This is a genomic window from Streptomyces sp. NPDC056883, assembly GCF_042788835.1.
GTDB lineage: Bacteria > Actinomycetota > Actinomycetes > Streptomycetales > Streptomycetaceae > Streptomyces > Streptomyces stoeckheimensis.
In genome coordinates this window covers 536320-549886 of record NZ_JBHUBS010000003.1, presented here as the reverse complement: position 1 = coordinate 549886, position 13567 = coordinate 536320, and the positions used below count along the sequence as shown (strand labels likewise).

The 13567-nt window shown below is 72.0% G+C and carries 10 protein-coding genes; 8 read left to right on the top strand and 2 right to left on the bottom strand.

Features of this window, described 5'->3' with window-relative positions; translation table 11 throughout:
• Window positions 1-493: 493 nt before the first annotated feature.
• The 6 genes from scy to ACFRU2_RS11535 all read left to right on the top strand — a co-directional run bounded on the left by scy (window position 494) and on the right by ACFRU2_RS11535 (window position 10366).
• Window positions 494-5116, top strand: coding sequence for a polarized growth protein Scy (gene scy / locus ACFRU2_RS11560; RefSeq protein ID WP_382970664.1), 4623 nt, complete (start codon window positions 494-496; stop codon window positions 5114-5116).
• A 203-nt stretch (window positions 5117-5319) separates the two neighbouring features.
• Window positions 5320-6258: a cellulose-binding protein gene (locus ACFRU2_RS11555; protein ID WP_243336252.1), complete on the top strand. Its 939-nt coding sequence runs from the start codon at window positions 5320-5322 to the stop codon at window positions 6256-6258.
• 116 nt (window positions 6259-6374) lie between these two features.
• Window positions 6375-7397 (top strand): ABC transporter ATP-binding protein, encoded by a 1023-nt coding sequence (locus ACFRU2_RS11550; protein WP_382970662.1) that lies wholly within the window; start codon window positions 6375-6377, stop codon window positions 7395-7397.
• A gap of 2 nt (window positions 7398-7399) precedes the next feature.
• Window positions 7400-8179, top strand: coding sequence for an ABC transporter permease (locus ACFRU2_RS11545; RefSeq protein WP_382970872.1), 780 nt, complete (start codon window positions 7400-7402; stop codon window positions 8177-8179).
• A 136-nt stretch (window positions 8180-8315) separates the two neighbouring features.
• Complete coding sequence (locus ACFRU2_RS11540; RefSeq protein ID WP_382970660.1) at window positions 8316-9506, top strand: ABC transporter ATP-binding protein; 1191 nt, start codon at window positions 8316-8318, stop codon at window positions 9504-9506.
• Complete coding sequence (locus tag ACFRU2_RS11535; RefSeq protein WP_382970658.1) at window positions 9503-10366, top strand: ABC transporter permease; 864 nt, start codon at window positions 9503-9505, stop codon at window positions 10364-10366. The genes ACFRU2_RS11540 and ACFRU2_RS11535 overlap by 4 nt, the downstream gene beginning before the upstream one ends.
• Window positions 10367-10397: 31 nt before the next feature.
• Here the strand turns inward: ACFRU2_RS11535 and ACFRU2_RS11530 are convergent, their stop codons facing one another.
• Window positions 10398-10739, bottom strand: coding sequence for an ATP/GTP-binding protein (locus ACFRU2_RS11530; RefSeq protein WP_382970656.1), 342 nt, complete (start codon window positions 10737-10739; stop codon window positions 10398-10400).
• A 242-nt stretch (window positions 10740-10981) separates the two neighbouring features.
• Here ACFRU2_RS11530 and ACFRU2_RS11525 point away from each other — a divergent pair, with 242 nt between their 5' ends.
• Entirely contained in the window at window positions 10982-12013 is a 1032-nt protein-coding gene (locus ACFRU2_RS11525; protein WP_382970654.1) for an LLM class flavin-dependent oxidoreductase, read from the top strand.
• 152 nt (window positions 12014-12165) lie between these two features.
• Here ACFRU2_RS11525 and ACFRU2_RS11520 read toward each other — a convergent pair whose 3' ends face one another.
• Window positions 12166-12558, bottom strand: coding sequence for an SCO5389 family protein (locus ACFRU2_RS11520; protein ID WP_243336246.1), 393 nt, complete (start codon window positions 12556-12558; stop codon window positions 12166-12168).
• Window positions 12559-12778: 220 nt separating this feature from the next.
• On the opposite strand from ACFRU2_RS11520, the gene nucS reads away from it, so the two are divergent.
• A complete protein-coding gene (gene nucS, locus ACFRU2_RS11515) occupies window positions 12779-13450 on the top strand; it encodes an endonuclease NucS (RefSeq protein WP_250744748.1) in 672 nt (223 codons plus the stop codon).
• The last annotated feature ends 117 nt before the right edge of the window (window positions 13451-13567 follow it).

Sequence of the window (13567 nt, the reverse complement as noted above, 5' to 3'; positions counted from 1 at the left end):
AGATTCGTCCTCAACGTCGCGTAGGCGTCGCACGTCTTCTTGATCACATGCTGAGCCGCCTGCGCTCCGAGCCCCACCGGTCCTTGGTCTCACCCACGAGGCGGCCTCATTGCAGGCGCGCAGGGTCGCCGCGAGCGCCGACTCCCGCGGCGCCGTCGGCAGGAGCTTGACCTGCACCACGAGCTTGACGTCGACGACCGTACGGTGCGGCCCGTACACATGCATTCGAACACCGCAAATCAGCACTCCGCGGACCCGAAGAGGGAATCTCCGCAGGGGCAGCTCGTCGGGTTTACCGCACGAGGGCACTGATGTCCCGTTTCCCCGGCCGGTAGAGTGGCTCTGGCTCGGCCGGGGTTCGGTGCGGAGACGGGGTCGGGGCCTGTGTCGACCGACCCGGAATCTGACACCATTCCCCGGGGGCGTCGTTCAGCGGGCGGACGGTGCTCATTCGGTAGTGAGCTTGCGACCAGGGGACGGATGGGACCGCGCTGTGCGGGGCTACGAAAGCCAGGAGAGCCATCAGGCCGAGGCCGACCATCTCTCGCGCTTCGAAGCCGAGATGGAGCGGCTGAAGAAGGAACGCGGGAAGGCCGTCCAGCACGCCGATGACCTGGGGTACCAGGTCGAGGTGCTGCGCGCCAAGCTCCACGAGGTACGCCGCAACCTGGCGTCCCGCCCCGCCTACGACGGCGCGGACATGGGGTACCAGGCGGAGCAGCTGCTCCGCAATGCCCAGATCCAGGCCGACCAGATGCGTTCGGACGCCGAGCGCGAACTGCGCGACGTCCGGGCACAGACCCAGCGCATCCTCCAGGAGCACGCCGAGCACCAGGCGCGGCTCCAGGCCGAACTGCACGCCGAGGCCGTCAACCGCCGCCAGCGCCTGGACCAGGAGCTGAGCGAGCGCCGCCAGACGGTGGAAGCCCACGTCAACGAGAACGTGGCCTGGGCCGAGCAGTTGCGCGCCCGCACCGAAGCCCAGGCCCGCCGGCTCATGGACGAGTCCCGCGTCGAGGCCGAGCAGACGCTGAACACCGCGCGCTCCGAGGCCGCCCGGGTCGCCTCCGAGGCCACCCGGCGGCTCGCCTCCGAGAACGAATCCGCCCGCGCCGAGGCCGAGTCGACGCTGCTGCGCGCCCGCAAGGAGGCCGAGCGGCTGCTGACCGCCGCCTCCGCGCAGGCCCAGGAGGCCACCGAGCACGCGGAGCGGCTGCGCTCCACCACCTCCGCCGAAGCCGAGCAGACCCGCCGCCAGACGATGGATCTGGGCCGGGTCGCCGAGCAGCGCACGCAGGAGGCCGAAGGGGCCCTGCGCGAGGCCCGCGCGGCCGCGGAGAAGCTGCTCGCGGAGGCCAAGGAGAGCGCCGCACGGCAGCTCGCCTCGGCGGAGTCCGTCAACGAGCAGCGCACCCGTACGGCCAAGGAGCAGGTGGCCCGCCTGGTGGGCGAGGCCAGCAAGGAGGCCGAGACCCTCAAGGCCGAGGCCGAGCAGGCGCTCGCCGATGCCCGCGCGGAGACGGACCGGCTGCGCACGGAGGCCGGCGAGCAGGCCCGTACCGCGGCGGCCGAGGACACGGCGGCCCAGCTGGCGAAGGCGGCCCGCACCGCCGAGGAGGTCCTGAACAAGGCCTCGGAGGACGCCCGCGCCACCACCCGGGCGGCGTCCGAGGAGGCCGAGCGGATCCGCGGCGAGGCCGAGGCGGAGGCCGAGCGGCTGCGCGCCCAGGCCGCGGCCACGGCCGATGAGCTCAAGGGCGCCGCGAAGGACGACACGGAGGAGTACCGGGCCCGTACGGTCGAGCTCCAGGAGGAGGCCCGCCGGCTGCGCGGCGAGGCCGAACAGCTGCGCGCGGAGGCCGTCGCCGAGGGCGAGCGGATCCGCGGCGAGGCCCGTCGCGAGGCGGTCCAGCAGATCGAGGAGGCGGCCCGCACCGCCGAAGAGCTGCTGGGCAAGTCCCGGGCCGACGCCGACGAGGTGCGCGCCGGAGCGAACACCGAGAGCGAGCGGGTCCGCGGCGAAGCCGTCGAGCGGGCCACCACCCTGCGCAAGCAGGCCGAGGAGACCCTGGAGCGGACCCGCGCCGAGGCCGAGCGGCTGCGCGCGGAGGCCGAGGAGCAGGCGGAGTCGGTACGGGCCGAGGCGGACGCCGCGGCGGCCGTGCGGCGCGAGGAGACCGAGCGGGCCCTGTCGGCGAAGCGGGCGGAGGCCGACGAGGAGCTCGTCCGGCTGCACACCGACGCCGAGGGACGCCTGGCGACCGCCGAGCAGACGCTGCGCGACGCCCGGGCGGCCGCGGAGAACATCCGCAAGGAGACCACCGAGGAGAGCGACCGGCTGCGCGCGGAGTCCGCGGAGCGGATCCGCACGCTGCAGACGCAGTCGGAGGCCGAGGCCGACCAGCTGCGCACCGACGCCGCCGAGGACGCCGGCCGGGTCCGCGCGGAGGCCGAGCAGTCCGCGGTACGGCTGACCGGCGAGGCCGAGGCCGAGGCGGAGCGGCTGCGCTCCGAGGCGAAGGAGACCGCGGACCGGCTGCGCGCGGAGGCCAAGGCCGCCGCCGAGCGGGTCGCGCAGGAGGCCGCCGAGGCGCTGGCCGCCGCCCAGGAGGAGGCCGCCAGGCGCCGCCGGGAGTCCGAGGAGACCCTGACCTCGGCGCGTACGGACGCGGAGAGCGAGCGGGCGCAGGCCCGGGAGGAGAGCGAGGAGCTCCTCGCCCAGGCCCGCAAGCGTTCCGAGGACGCCACGGCCGAGGCCGTCTGGCTCACCGAGGAGGCCGAGCGGCGCGCGTCCGAGGTGGTCGCGGCGGCCGAGGCCACCGCCCAGCAGGTGCGCGACGCCGTGGCCGGGCTGCACGAGCAGGCCGAGGAAGAGGTCGCGGGGCTGCGCAGCGCGGCGGAGCACTCCGCGGAGCGCACGAAGACGGAGGCCGAGGAAGAGGCCGGCCGGGTCCGCGCCGACGCGTACGCGGAGCGGGAGCGGGCCACCGAGGACGCCAACCGGATCCGCACCGAAGCACGCACCGAGACGGACGCGGCGAAGGAACTGGCCGCCCGCACGGTCGGCGACGCGATCGCCGAGGCCGAGCAGCTGCGCACGGACACCGCGGCCGAGGTCGAGCAGCTGCGCACGGACACCGCGGAGTACGCGCAGCGGGTGCGCACGGAGGCCACCGACGCGCTGGCCGCCTCCGAGCGCGACGCGGCCCGTACGAAGGCCGACGCCCGGGACGACGCCAACCGGATCCGCGGCGAGGCCGCGGAGTCCCTGGAGGCCGCTCGCGCCGAGGGCGGCAGGATCGTCGCGGAGGCCACGGCCGAGGCCGAGCGCCGCACCGAGGAGACCCGCGCGGCCAACGAGGCCACGGTCGGCGAGGCCCAGGCGGAGGCGGCGCGGCTCACGGCCGAGGCCGAGGCCGCCGCGGACGCGACCCGTACCGAGGCCGCGGGCACGCTGGACGAGGCCCGTTCCGAGGCGAACCGGCTGCGCACGGAGGCGGCCGAGCAGGCGGACCGCCTGATCGCCGAGGCCACCACGGAGGCGGAGCGGCTCACCGAGCAGACCCGCGCGGCCAATGCGCTGACGGTCGGTGAGGCCGAGGCCGCGGCCGAGGCGCTGCGGACCGAGGCGGCCGCCGCCCTGGACGCGGCGACGGCCAAGGCCGAGCAGCTCACGGCGCAGGCCGCGCAGACGCTGGCCGGGGCCGAGCGGGACGCGACGGGGATCCTCGTCGACGCGCGCAACGAGGGCGACCGGCTCGTCGAGGAGACGCGCACGGCCAACGAGGCCACCGTCGGCGAGGCCGCGGCGGAGGCCGACCGGCTGCGCGCCGAGGCGGCGCGCACCCTGGACGACGCCCGCGCGGAGGGCGGCCGGATCATCGGCGAGGCCACCGCGGAGGCGGACCGGGTCACGGTCGCGGCCAACGAGACCCTGGCGGGCGCCGAGCGGGAGTCCGAGCGGACCCTGGACGAGGCGCGCGCCGAGGCGGGCCGGATCCGTACCGAGGCCGCCGAGCAGGCGGACCACCTGGTCGGCGAGGCGGTCGCGGAGGCGGACCGGCTCACCGAGCAGACCCGCAAGGACACCGAGCGCACGGTCGGCGAGGCGGCGAACGAGGCCGAGCGGCTGCGGGCCGAGGCCTCCGAGGCGCTGTCCTCGGCGCAGGAGCACGCGACCCGTACCCGGTCCGAGGCCGAGCGGGTCAAGGCCGAGGCCGCCACCGAGGCGGAGCGGATCCGCGGCGAAGCGCGCACCGAGTCGGAGCGGGTGCTGGACGAGGCCCGCGAAGAGGCCAACAAGCGCCGCAGCGAGGCCGCGACGCAGGTCGACCGGCTCATCACGGAGGCCTCCTCGGAGGCCGAGAAGCTCACCGGGGACGCGCAGAAGCAGGCCCTGGCCGCCACGACGGCGGCCGAGGAGCAGGCGGACGCGATGGTCGACGCGGCGCGCAAGGAAGCCGCGCGGATCTCCTCGGAGGCGACCGTGGAGGGCAACTCCCTGGTGGAGAAGGCCCGTACGGACGCCGACGAGCTGCTGGTCGGGGCGCGCAGCGACGCGTCGGCCATAAGGGAGCGGGCGGAGGAGCTGCGCGGCCGCGTCGAGGCGGAGGTCGAGGAGCTGCACGAGCGGGCCCGCCGGGAGTCGGCCGAGCAGATGAAGTCGGCCGGCGAGCGCGTGGACAAGCTGGTGCGGGCGGCGACCGAGCAGAGCATCGAGGCCGATGCGAAGGCCAAGGAGCTGGTGTCGGACGCGAGCAGCGAGGCGAGCAAGGTCCGCATCGCCGCGGTGCGCAAGGCGGAAGCGCTGCTCAAGGAGGCCGAGCAGAAGAAGGCCGAGCTGGTCCGGGCCGCCGAGGGCGCTCTCGCGGAGGCGAAGGCCGAGGCGGAGCGGCTCGTCGAGGAGGGCCGGCGCGAGCTGGAGGTGCTCGTGCGCAGGCGCGAGGACATTCAGGCGGAGATCTCCCGTGTCCAGGACGTTCTTGAGGCGTTGGAATCATTCGAGGCGCCTTCGGGCGGCGGAAAGCCCGGGGTCGGCGGCCAGGGCGCGGGGGGCGTGAAGGCCGGTGCGACAGCGGGTTCCACTCGATCGGGTGGCAAGACGTCAGAGGGCTAGTCAATGCACTCGACTCTGTGCTCCTGATGGAGGTTCAGGCGAACGAGTGACAAGCATTCTGTCGCCTTGCCACTCAAAAGGGGTGTCATTGTCCAGATCAAACGCGGATTGACTCGATGACACGCCGTCCTGGCGCCTAGGATTCCCCTTACACACCTAACACCCCGCGTAGCACCTCATCGGTCTCATTCGACAGGAACCCCATGAGCGACACATCCTCCCCCTTCGGCTTCGAGCTCGTGCGGCGTGGTTACGACCGCGGTCAGGTGGACGACCGCATCACCAAGCTGGTCTCCGACCGTGACAGCGCCCTCGGACGTATCAACTCTCTGGAAAAGCGGATCGAGGAGTTGCACCTCGAGACGCAGAACGCCCAGGCTCAGGTGAACGACGCCGAGCCGTCGTACGCCGGTCTCGGCGCCCGGGTCGAGAAGATCCTGCGCCTGGCCGAGGAGGAGGCGAAGGACCTCCGTGAGGAGGCCCGTCGCGCGGCCGAGCAGCACCGCGAGCTCGCCGAGTCGGCCGCCCAGCAGGTGCGCAACGACGCCGAGTCGTTCGCCGCCGACCGGAAGTCGACCGCCGAGGACGAGGGTGTCCGGATCGTCGAGAAGGCCAAGGGCGACGCCGCTTCGCTGCGCACCGAGGCCCAGAAGGACGCGGCCTCCAAGCGCGAGGAGGCCGACGCGCTCTTCGAGGAGACCCGCGCCAAGGCCGCCCAGGCCGCCGCGGACTTCGAGACCAACCTGGCCAAGCGCCGCGAGCAGTCCGAGCGCGACCTGGCCGGCCGTCAGGCCAAGGCCGAGAAGCGTCTCGCGGAGATCGAGCACCGCGCGGAGCAGCTGCGCCTGGAGGCCGAGAAGCTCCGTACGGACGCCGAGCGTCGCGCCCGCCAGACCGTGGAGACCGCGCAGCGCCAGGCCGAGGACATCGTGGCCGACGCCAACGCCAAGGCCGACCGGATCCGCAGCGAGTCCGAGCGCGAGCTGGCGGCGCTCACCAACCGCCGCGACTCGATCAACGCGCAGCTCACCAACGTCCGCGAGATGCTGGCGACGCTGACGGGTGCCGCGGTCGCCGCCGCGTCCGCGCCGATCGACGACGAGCCGGTCACGCGCGGCGTTCCGGCGCAGCAGAGCCGCTAGTCGCGGGAAGGCTTCCGGCACCAGTGGCCGGAAGCCAACAATCCGCTTCGACACCGAGGGCCCTTCGTCACCCATGAGAGGTGGCGTAGGGCCCTCGGGCGTTCTAGCGTGGCGGAATGATCGAGCTTGAGGGCCTTACGAAACGATTCGGCGCGAAGACCGCCGTGGACAACCTCAGCTTCCAGGTCAGACCGGGGGTGGTCACCGGCTTCCTCGGCCCCAACGGGGCGGGCAAGTCCACGACCATGCGCATGATGCTCGACCTCGACAATCCGACCAGCGGTACGGTCCGGATCGACGGGAAGCACTACCGGGACCTGCCGGAGCCGCTGAAGTACATCGGGGCACTGCTGGACGCGAAGGCCATGCACGGCGGCCGTAGCGCGTACAACAACCTGCTCTGCCTCGCCCAGGCCAACCGGATCCCGCGCAGCCGGGTCTCCTACGTGCTGGACATGGTCGGCCTCACGGCCGTGGCGAAGAAGAAGTCGAAAGGATTCTCGCTGGGCATGGGCCAGCGGCTCGGAATCGCCGCCGCGCTGCTCGGCGACCCGGAGATCCTGATGTTCGACGAACCCGTCAATGGTCTGGACCCGGAGGGAATTCTCTGGATCCGCAATCTGATGAAGGGGCTTGCGGCGGAGGGAAGGACGATCTTCGTTTCTTCCCATCTGATGAGCGAAATGGCCCTGACCGCAGAGCATTTGGTCGTCATCGGACAAGGAAGGCTGCTCGCCGACCTGTCCATGGCCGATTTCATCCAGCAGAACTCCCGCAGCTTCGTCCGCATGCGATCTCCGCAGCAGGAACGGCTGAAGGACGTCCTGCACGAGGCCGGGATCGACGCGATCAGCGTCCCGGCCACCGGCACCCTGGAGATCGACGGCGTGGGGGCGGAACGGCTCGGCGAGCTGGCCGCCCAGCACCAGATCGTGCTGCACGAACTCAGCCCGCAGCGGGCTTCACTGGAGGAAGCGTTCATGCGCATGACGGCGGACTCCGTCGAGTACCACGCCCACGCACCGGGGGCGGCCGACTTCCCGGCCGGACCCGGCATGGCCGCGGACAACCCGGCCCGGCCGGCGGACGTACCCGCCTGGGGCGCCGGTTTCGAAGCTCAGCGCAAGGGCGGTAAGTGACCATGTCCGCCTTCCCCGCCGTTCTCCAGTCCGAGTGGACCAAGATCCGCTCGGTCGCCTCGACCGTCTGGACCCTGGCCGCCGCCGCCATCGTCACCGTCGGCATCAGCTCCCTGCTCTGCGCGTTCATCAACTCCTCCTTCAAGGACATGCCCCCACAGGAGCAGGCCACCTTCGACCCGACGCTCGCCAGCTTCGCCGGCATGTCCCTCGGCCAGCTCGCGATGATCGTGTTCGGAGTGCTGGTCGTGGGCACCGAGTACAGCTCGGGCATGATCCGCACCTCGCTCGCGGCCGTACCCGGGCGCGGCAGCTTCCTCGCCGGCAAGCTCCTCGTCGCCACAGGGCTCGCGCTGATCGTGGGCCTGATCACCAGCTTCGCGTCCTTCTTCATCGGACAGGCGATCCTGGGCGACCGCTCCATCGGCATCGACGAGCCGAACGTGCTGCGCGCCGTTTTCGGAGCCGGGCTGTACATGGCGATGCTCGCGCTGTTCTCCATGGGCGTGGCCACCATGCTGCGCAGCTCGATGCTCTCGCTCGGCATCCTGATGCCGTTCTTCCTCCTGATCTCGACCATCCTCGGAGCGGTCCCGGCGACCCGGAAGGTGGCCCAGTACTTCCCCGACCAGGCCGGTTCCAAGATCATGCAGGTGATCCCGGGAGCGATGGGCAGCGAGAAGGTGCCCTACGGTCCCTGGGGCGGATTCGGGATCATGGCCCTGTGGGTGCTGGCGGCCGTGCTCGGCGGCTACCTGGTCCTCAAGAAGAGGGACGCCTGACGTACTACGGGGGATCCCCGGGTCGGTTCTCAGGGGTAGCTCAGGGTCGGGGACGACGTGGAACCGCAAGGGACTGGATATCCTCTTAACCCTTACGCGGGCGAGAGTCGTCCCGGCCTGGCAAGGGGCAGCAAAGATGATCGAGGCAGTCGGCCTGACCAAGCGCTTCGGCGCGAAGACCGCTGTCGACGACCTCTCCTTCCAGGTCAAGCCCGGTCACGTGACGGGATTCCTGGGGCCCAACGGCTCCGGGAAGTCCACCACGATGCGCATGATCGTCGGCCTGGACCGGCCCACCGCCGGCCGGGTCACGATCAACGGCCTGCCGTTCCGCGAGCTCCCGAACGCCCAGCGGCACGTCGGAGCCCTGCTCGACGCCAAGGCCGTCCACGGCGGCCGCCGGGCCCGCACCCACCTGCTGTCGATCGCCCAGCTCTCCGGGATCCCCGAGAAGCGGGTGGACGAGGTCCTGGGCGTCGTGGGCCTGCAGGACGTGGCGCGGCAGCGCGCCAAGGGCTTCTCGCTCGGCATGGGCCAGCGGCTCGGCATCGCGACCGCCCTGCTCGGCGACCCCCAGGTGCTGCTCTTCGACGAGCCGGTCAACGGACTCGACCCCGAGGGCATCCTCTGGGTCCGCAATCTGATGCGCCGGCTCGCCTCCGAGGGCCGCACCGTCTTCGTCTCCTCCCACCTCATGAGCGAGATGGCGCTGACCGCCGACCACCTGATCGTGATCGGCCGGGGGCGGCTGCTCGCCGACATGGGCACCCAGGACTTCATCACCCACAATTCGGCCGGATTCGCCCGGGTGCGCACGGCCGACACCGACCCGGGCGGCTGGGACACCCTCGGCTCCGTCCTCACCAAGGCGGGCGGCCGGGTCCTGCGGGAGCCCGACGGGGCCCTGCGGGTGACCGGGCTGGAGCTGCCGCAGATCTCCGACCTCGCGCACGCGGCCGGCGTACGGCTGTGGGAGCTGTCGCCGCACCGGGCCTCGCTGGAGGAGGCGTACATGCGGATGACCCAGTCCTCCGTCGAGTACACCTCCAGCGAGGACCCGCGCGCCGAGCTCTGGGAGCCCGAACCGCTGAGCGTCCCGAAGTGGGAGGAAGAGGCGCTGGAGGCCGCCGAGGCCCTCCAGGTCCCCGCGGCGGGCTTCTTCGCGCCCCCGCCGCCGGGCGCGGCCGGGCAGCCCTTCCTGATGCCCGCCAGCCCCGGCGAACTCTCCGGCTCCACGAGCGGGACCGGGGCCGGGCACTCCCCCGACGCAGTGCACGCCCCCGACCCCGTGCACACCCCCGCGCAGAAGCCCGAGGACCAGAGATGACCGCCCCGACGATCGCGACCGACGGGGAGCAGAGCCCGCCGGGATACACCTCGCCCCTGCCGGCCCGCCGGCCGCACCTGGGGCACGCGGTGGCCTCGGAGTGGACCAAGCTGACCTCGGTGCGCTCCACGATGTGGACGCTCGGGGCGCTGGTGCTGCTCGTCATCGGCATCGGCGGCGCGGTGATCCTGCAGACCTCCTCCGCCGACTACGAGCAGATGCCGTTCATCGCCCCGGCCCTGTTCGGGCTGCTGGTCGGGCAGCTGGCGGTGATGGTGCTCGGGGTGCTGACCATCAGCTCCGAGCACGGCACCGGCCTGATCCGCACCACGTTCACGGCCGCCCCCGACCGGTACCGGGTGCTCACCGCGAAGTACCTCGTCTTCGCCTCCACCGCCTTCTTCGTCACGGCCGGGTCCGTCTGCCTGGTCGGGCTGACCGCGACGATCCTGCGCGACGGCCGGGGCTCCGGGGCGCACGCGAGCGCCGAGTGGGCCACCGGACTCCTGGGCAGCTTCTACGTCACCCTGCTCGGCGTGCTGGCCATGGCGGTCGGGGCGCTGGTGCGGCACTCCGCCGGGGCGATCGCCGTGATGCTCGGGGTCGTCACGCTGCCGCCGGTGATAGGGGCGGTGCTCAGCATCTGGGAGGCCCTGGCCCCGGTGGGCCGCGCCCTGCTCCAGTACAACGCGCCGGTGGCACTGATCACGTTGTTCGGCATGCCGCTGGACAGCACCGAGGCCCCGGCCGACGGGAGCCCGGCGTACCCGACGAGCCTGAGCCACCTGGTGCTGATCCTGCTGGTGACGGGCGCCGCGGTCGCCGCTTCGTACGTGGTGTCCGGCCGCCGGGACGTCTGACCCGGGCGACTCCGGCTCAGGCGCCTCCGCCTCAATACTTGGGAGCGTTGCGGGACCGCTGCACCTTGGAGGTGCGGCGGTCCTTCGCGTTCCAGCAGGCCTTGTGCCAGTGCCGGCGGTCGTCGACGCCGCCGTACTCCGGCCAGGCCACGAGGTGCGGGGTGCCCGAGGGGATCTCCTGGTCGCAGCCGGGGCAGCGGTAGCGCTTGCCCGCGGCGCTCGCGCCCGCGACGTGCCGGACCTTCCACTCCTCGCCCTGGTACTCCTCCGTGCGCTCCAGGCCGTACCGGTCCAGACCGCCCGGGCCCGAGCCCTGGTCCGAACGATCGGCTGGATTCTCGCCGCCCCTGGGGCGGTTGTGGCGCGGTGACACGTATACCTCACGGATGGGCGGACGGCAGTGACTTTCTCCCAGACTACGCGCAGCGAGCCGGGGTACCCGCAGGGTGGCCGAAGGACGACCGTAGTACGGATCAACCGGTTGGCGTGACTGACCCGACAATCCCAATAACTTTCTGTTCAGGCCGTGCCTTTGGCACGTGTCAGACGTTGTTGCCGGTGAAGAAACCGGTCCGCCTGGGGGAGGCCGCGTCAGCCGCGAGGAGGCTAAAGGCGATGCGCGTAGGAGCATTTGTACTGGCGGCCCAGTTCCCGGGACAGGGACAGGGCGAGGCACTGCACCGGGCGGTGCGGACCGCCGAGGTGGCCGAGGAGGCCGGACTCGACTCGGTCTGGCTCGCCGAACACCACTTCGTCCCGTACGGGGTCTGCCCGTCCGCGGTGACCCTGGCGGCCCTGATGCTGGGCCGCACCCGGCGGCTGCGCGTGGGCACCGCGGTGAGCGTGCTGCCGAACACCCACCCGGTGGCCCTGGGCGAGCAGGCGGCCCTGCTGCACCTGACCTCGGAGGGGCGGTTCACCCTCGGGGTGGGCCGGGGCGGTCCCTGGGTGGACCTGGAGGTCTTCGGCGGTGGGCTCGACGCGTACGAGAACCGCTTCCCGGAGGACCTGGACCTGCTGCGCCGCTGGCTGGCCGAGCCGCGCGTGGGGGCCCCTGCGGCAACGGCCGGCGGCCGGGACGGCTTCCGCGAAGTGGCCGTCGTACCGCGTGCGTCGGAGGCGCTGGACGGTGACGGGACAGGGCCGGAACTGATCGTCGCCTGCACCTCCCCCGGCTCCGTACGGCTGGCCGCGGAGCGCGGACTGCCGATGCTGCTGGGCATGCACTGCGGGGACGAGGACAAGGCCGCCATGGTCGACCTGTGGCGGCGCACGGCGCGCGCCGCGGGACGCTCGCCCGAGGCGGGCCACGTGTCGGCCGGGGTCTGCCAGCTGGCGGACCGGACGGCGGACGCCCGCGAAACGCTGCTGAAGGCGATGCCGGGCTGGTTCAAGCAGGGCCTGGACGCGCACGTCACGGTGGACGGACGGCAGCGGGCGATGCGGGACCCGGTCGCGTACACCGAGCTCCTGTGCGATCTGCACCCCGTGGGCACACCGGAGCTGGCGGCCGACCGGCTCGCGGCCACGTCGGAGCGTACGGGCATCACGCGGTTCGCCCTGCTGACGGAAGGATCGGGCGATCTCGCCTCGACCGAGGAGAACCTCCGGCGCCTCGGCGCCGAGGTGCTGCCCCGGCTCGGCTGAGACCAGGGCTGCCGCTCCGTTGGCACCGGAGCGGCAGCGAGGTACCGGTCGTGCGGCGATACGGTCGTACGGCGGTGCGGACTGCGGTCGTGCGGAGGTGCTGTCGTGCCGAAGTGCTGGTCGTGCAGCGTGCTGTCGTGCGGAACTTCCTGCTAACAGTCGCGCATTTCGGGCGACTGGTTGAGCAGCTGACCACGGATCGAAGTGAACTTGGCCAGCCGGTCGTCCACCGAGGAGTCCAGCGGGAACACCGCAACCCGGTGGCAGTTCTGGAATGCCAGGCGCACTCCGAAGTGGCGCTGCAGCGCACCCCGTATCGCGTCACTCGCAAGGGCACGCAGCAGCTGGCCACGCGCCTGCTCGTCCGGCGGCGGCGTCTGGTTGTCGGCGAACTGTCCGCCGTCCACCTTGAGCTGGGCCACCAACGAGCTGATCATCTCCCATGCGTAGGGCAGGGAGGTCCGGACGCAGTCGACGAAAGCGGCTTCGTCGACCTCGCCTCGCTCGGCCTGTTCGAGTAGGGCCGGTGAGACGTCGAGCGACATGGGTTCTCCTCTCGCGACTCCGGCCGATTGGGTTGCCGGAGCCTTACGGGCAGGGAGGGAGATCGCGACGCAGCGTGCACGCTTCGCAACCTCCCGCTCACCACGGTAGGCGCCCGGTGGGTACCGCACCAGGAGAATGCGCATACAACGCGCCATCCTCGAACGGGGCTTTCGGGGGCGAATCGCGTGCAGGCCCGTCGGTCGAGTAGCGTTGCCGACCATGCGTCTCGTCATTGCCCGCTGCTCCGTCGATTACGCGGGCCGGCTCACCGCCCATCTGCCCTCGGCACCCCGTCTGATCCTCGTGAAGGCCGACGGCAGTGTCTCGATCCACGCGGACGACCGAGCGTACAAACCGCTCAACTGGATGTCCCCGCCCTGCACCCTCAAGGAGGGGAGCGGTGACGACGCCGGCGTCTGGACCGTCGTCAACAAGGCGGGCGAGAAGCTCATCATCACCATGGAGGAAGTCCTCCACGACTCCTCGCACGAGCTGGGCACCGACCCGGGTCTGATCAAGGACGGCGTCGAGGCCCACCTGCAGGAGCTCCTGGCCGACCGGATCGAGACCCTCGGCGAGGGCTACACGCTGATCCGCCGCGAGTACATGACCGCGATCGGACCGGTCGACATCCTGTGCCGGGACGCCTCCGGCGCGACGGTGGCGGTGGAGATCAAGCGCCGCGGCGAGATCGACGGCGTCGAGCAGCTCACGCGCTACCTGGAGCTCCTGAACCGGGACCCGCACCTGTCGCCCGTCAAGGGCATCTTCGCGGCCCAGGAGATCAAGCCCCAGGCGCGTGTCCTGGCGAACGACCGCGGCATGGACTGCGTCGTCCTCGACTACAACGCGATGCGCGGCATCGAGGACGACAAGCTCCGCCTGTTCTAGTTCTGGGCGCCGTCTACGCAGAACGGGGGGGGAAGGGGGAGGACGTCCGCCCCCCTCTTCCTAGGAAGGGGCGGAAGGGGGTGGGGTCCCCCCTCTCTTCCTCTTCCCCCAAAGGGG

Bases quoted from the DNA above. Each gene is read 5' to 3' on its own strand.
- ACFRU2_RS11555 (WP_243336252.1), top strand. From the start codon at position 5,320: ATGAGCGACACATCCTCCCCCTTCGGCTTCGAGCTCGTGCGGCGTGGT.
- ACFRU2_RS11550 (WP_382970662.1), top strand. From the start codon at position 6,375: ATGATCGAGCTTGAGGGCCTTACGAAACGATTCGGCGCGAAGACCGCC.
- ACFRU2_RS11545 (WP_382970872.1), top strand. From the start codon at position 7,400: ATGTCCGCCTTCCCCGCCGTTCTCCAGTCCGAGTGGACCAAGATCCGC.
- ACFRU2_RS11540 (WP_382970660.1), top strand. From the start codon at position 8,316: ATGATCGAGGCAGTCGGCCTGACCAAGCGCTTCGGCGCGAAGACCGCT.
- ACFRU2_RS11535 (WP_382970658.1), top strand. From the start codon at position 9,503: ATGACCGCCCCGACGATCGCGACCGACGGGGAGCAGAGCCCGCCGGGA.
- ACFRU2_RS11525 (WP_382970654.1), top strand. From the start codon at position 10,982: ATGCGCGTAGGAGCATTTGTACTGGCGGCCCAGTTCCCGGGACAGGGA.
- ACFRU2_RS11520 (WP_243336246.1), bottom strand. From the start codon at position 12,558: ATGTCGCTCGACGTCTCACCGGCCCTACTCGAACAGGCCGAGCGAGGC.
- nucS (WP_250744748.1), top strand. From the start codon at position 12,779: ATGCGTCTCGTCATTGCCCGCTGCTCCGTCGATTACGCGGGCCGGCTC.